Raw genomic sequence first — 2,605 nt, forward strand, 5'->3', positions numbered from 1 at the left:
ACCTCTTTCCGGGGGGGGGGCCTACCACCCCCCCCCCCGGGACGCTGCGCAAGATGCACCAGAACCTGGCGTGGGCGGTGGGCTACAACGTCCTGGCGTTCCCGCTGGCCGCCGGTGTGCTCTTCCCGTTCGTGCTCTCGCCCGAAATCGCCGCGCTGTCGATGTCCGGCAGCTCGGTAATCGTGGCGGTCAACGCGCTGCTGCTCAAGCGCCTGCCCCTGGCGACGGCCTCAATCGTCGCCGGGGAATCCCCCGCTGTGTCTGAGGAGTCCATCTCATGAACCGTTCCTACTCGTTTGCTCCGCCCGCCGCGACCCTGCGCCAGCGCGCCGGCCGCGTGCTTGCCCCCGTGGCCCTGCTGTTGGCCCTCGCCACCTCCGCCTATGCGCAGGACGGTAGCTTCCGCCATGAAGTCCTCATGCGGGGGCAGATCCTTGAGGCCGACGCAGGCGCCTTGGTCGTCTGCGTAGGCGAGGCCGATGGCGCCCAGGTCGGGCAGGTCCTCGACGTCGTCCGCCACAAGCGGATCGCGCGCGGCCCCAAGGCGGCCGGCCCGCGGTTCCGTCGTGAGCCAGTCGGCCAAGTGCGGATCACGGAGCTGTTCGATACGCACTACGCCCAGGCCCAGGTGGTCACCGGCAAGCCCAAGGTCAACGACACCGTTGAACTGATCCGCTGATGAACGAACGGCGCCTGCCGCAGCGTTGGCCAGCCCAGAGGGCTGGCGACGCTCCGACCGGCGCCTGGCCCCGAAACCGCCTGCCCCGGGCGGCCCCTTACCCCACAAGGATTCCCCTCATGTCTTCCCCTGCGTCCCGCTCCCTGCATTTCCTCGGCGCCGCTGGCACCGTGACCGGCTCGCGCTACCTGATCCAGGCCGCCGGCCAGCGGATTTTGGTCGATTGTGGCCTGTTCCAGGGTTACAAGCAGCTGCGCGAGCGCAACTGGGCGGATTTTCCGGTCGCGCCCGCGTCGATCGACACGGTGCTGCTGACCCACGCCCATCTCGATCACGCGGGTTATCTGCCGGCGCTGGTCAAGCAAGGCTTCGCCGGACGAATCCTGTGCACCGAGGCGACCCGCGATCTGAGCCAACTGCTGCTGCCCGACAGCGGCCACCTGCTGGAGGAAGAAGCGCGTTACGCCAAGCGCAAGGGCTACTCCAAGCACGCCAATCCACTGCCCCTGTACACCCAGGAAGATGCGATGACGTGCCTGACCCGGTTCGATGGCCGCCCGTTCCTGGAGCCGCAGGCCCTCGCGCCGGGCGTCAGCGCCCGCTTCATCCCGGCCGGCCACATACTCGGTGCCGCCCAGATCGCGCTCACCATCGACGGCCGTCGGCTGCATTTCACCGGCGATCTGGGTCGCGCCAGCGATGCGTTGATGAAGGCTCCGGCGCCGTTCGAGGGCGCCGACGGGCTGGTGTGCGAGTCCACCTACGGCAACCGCCGCCATCCCACCGCCGACGCCGAGGCGGAGCTCGCCCCCGTGATCAAGCGGGTCGCCGCCCGCGGCGGCGTGGTTGTCATTCCTGCCTTCGCCGTCGGCCGCGCCCAGGCTCTGATGCTGCATATCGCGCGGCTGCGCCAGCGCGGCGAGATTCCGCGCGTGCCGGTCTACCTCAACAGCCCGATGGCGATCAATGCCACTGACCTTTACCACCGCCACCACGGCGAGCACCACGTCACCGACGCCGAGTGTCGGGACATGTATGAGCTCGCGACCATGGTGCGTACCGTGGAGGAGTCCAAGGCGCTCAATATGCAGCGCGGGCCGATGATCATCATTTCCGCCAGCGGCATGCTCACCGGTGGCCGGGTCTTGCACCACCTGGTGGCCTTTGGCCAGGACTCGCGCAATGCGATCCTGCTGGCCGGCTACCAGGCCGGTGGCACCCGCGGCGCAGCGCTCGTGCGCGGCGAGAAGTCGTTGCGCATCTTCGGGCAGGAGGTGCCGATCAATGCCGAAGTGATTGCGATGGAGAGCTTCTCCGGCCACGCCGACAGCGAGGAGTTGCTCGCCTGGCTGCGCCCGGCCCCGGTCACGCCCAAGATGACCTACATCACCCATGGCGAGCCTGACGCGGCCGATGCCCTGCGCGGTCGGATCGAGCGCGAGCTCGGCTGGCATTGCCGGGTCCCTGAGCATCTGGAGCGGGTGCCGCTGGGCGGCGAGGCGGCGGCATGACCGAGCACACCCACACCCGCCTGCGCGTAGTACGCGCCGGCATCGACACCTACCAGCAGCCGGTGGTCTATATGCACCGCGACTGCCCCGTCTGCCGCTCGGAGGGCTTTGCGGCCCTGACCCGGGTCCAGATGCGGGTCGGGACACGCGAGGTCATCGCCACCCTGAACGTCGTCACGGGCGATCACCTGGCGGTCGATGAGGTGGCGCTGTCGGACGCGGCTTGGCAGGCCGTAACGCCCGAGGCCGGCGCCTACGCGACCTTCCAGCATCCCGAGCCGGCCGCCTCGGCCGGCGCCCAGCGCGCCCAGGGGTTGGGGGGGCGCCGGGGGGACGCCGATTTGCTGGGCCGGATGGGTGGTTCGGCCGCCCACCCGCGTTGGGGGATCGAACTGGCGGCGGGGGGGGGCGCCGG

At 69.8% G+C, this 2,605-nt stretch carries 3 protein-coding genes and 1 pseudogene; all 4 read left to right on the forward strand.

The features are described from left to right. Positions 1-281, forward strand: a 281-nt coding sequence (locus K0M70_RS13465) for a hypothetical protein (protein WP_290782778.1), incomplete at its 5' end; no start/stop codon positions are given. Next, positions 278-679, forward strand: coding sequence for a hypothetical protein (locus K0M70_RS13470; RefSeq protein WP_290782780.1), 402 nt, complete (start codon positions 278-280; stop codon positions 677-679). The genes K0M70_RS13465 and K0M70_RS13470, both read left to right, overlap by 4 nt. 119 nt (positions 680-798) lie before the next feature. Then, positions 799-2,190 (forward strand): MBL fold metallo-hydrolase, encoded by a 1,392-nt coding sequence (locus K0M70_RS13475; protein ID WP_290782782.1) that lies wholly within the window; start codon positions 799-801, stop codon positions 2,188-2,190. Continuing rightward, a pseudogene (locus K0M70_RS13480) lies at positions 2,187-2,605 on the forward strand (thymidine phosphorylase); the annotation flags it as partial. The gene K0M70_RS13475 and the pseudogene K0M70_RS13480, both read left to right, overlap by 4 nt.

The sequence above is a fragment of the Arenimonas sp. genome (assembly GCF_019459675.1).
GTDB lineage: Bacteria > Pseudomonadota > Gammaproteobacteria > Xanthomonadales > Xanthomonadaceae > Arenimonas.

Coding starts and splice junctions, on each gene's coding strand:
- K0M70_RS13470 (WP_290782780.1), top strand. CDS start 278: ATGAACCGTTCCTACTCGTTTGCTCCGCCCGCCGCGACCCTGCGCCAG.
- K0M70_RS13475 (WP_290782782.1), top strand. CDS start 799: ATGTCTTCCCCTGCGTCCCGCTCCCTGCATTTCCTCGGCGCCGCTGGC.